The 827-nt window shown below is 46.9% G+C and carries 1 pseudogene; it reads right to left on the bottom strand.

Annotated features, from left to right (window positions below):
• Positions 1-827 (bottom strand): annotated as a pseudogene (locus MiSe_RS49390) (hypothetical protein); the annotation flags it as partial.

Here is an 827-nt window from a genome sequence, read left to right as displayed (position 1 = left end):
AGATTGGATCGACTGTAGCCACTCAGGGGAAACTGATAGACATCAAACTCAGAAGGGTTTTCTGATTGGCTTCCCGCCCCAGAGTTGATATACATGCTCCCTCCTGTCTCTATACCACCACAGCCATTACCATGAACGGTCTTTCGATCGTACTCTGCCAGAATTTTCATCGGGTTAGATTTAGGATCGACGACAAATAACCCGCCACCCCGCAAGGTAATAAATCCTAAATTACTTGATGAATCAACGATTGGACAAATCGGTGCATTATCAGGACGAACTTCCGTCTGTTCGCAAGCATTTCCGTTTGGGGTAGTGCAGGTCGCTAAGTTAAGAGTTGCCGCTGGATTGAGGGTAAAAAGATTGTTTTGATAGTTAGTATCAATTCGCTCCAAAAGTTTGCCATTTTGATTGGCGACTAAGATATAGCTATCATCTAAAGCGGGAAAAGCTGCATGAGCTTGACGGACACCTCCTACCCCCGGAGCTGTTCTGAGACAAGCAACTGGGTCGTAGGTTGCTGTGTCAAAAATTGCCACATGACCACTCGCTACAAAAGAAAGAACAGCGTGGGTGTAGGTTGAATTAAACAAGAGCATATGGGGACGGACTGGATCGGTGCCTGTGGTTGTCGAACACAGACCAGTTTGTCCGCCTAATCCACTTAAATCAATCGTTTTGTGGGGGGTAATTCCTGAAAGAGGGGAACTGCCTAGAGTGAGAGCGCCCCCATCGTAAATAGCTATGTTCCCGCCATAATTAAGTCCTGGTGAGTTGGACTGATCGACTAACCAGACTTCAAAAGGAGAGGCAGCGATCGCTGGCAT

The sequence above is a fragment of the Microseira wollei NIES-4236 genome (genome assembly GCF_020521235.1).
Classification (GTDB): Bacteria; Cyanobacteriota; Cyanobacteriia; order Cyanobacteriales; family Aerosakkonemataceae; genus Microseira; species Microseira wollei.
Note: the sequence above shows the minus strand (reverse complement) of the source record. Positions and strands in the feature narration are given on the sequence as shown.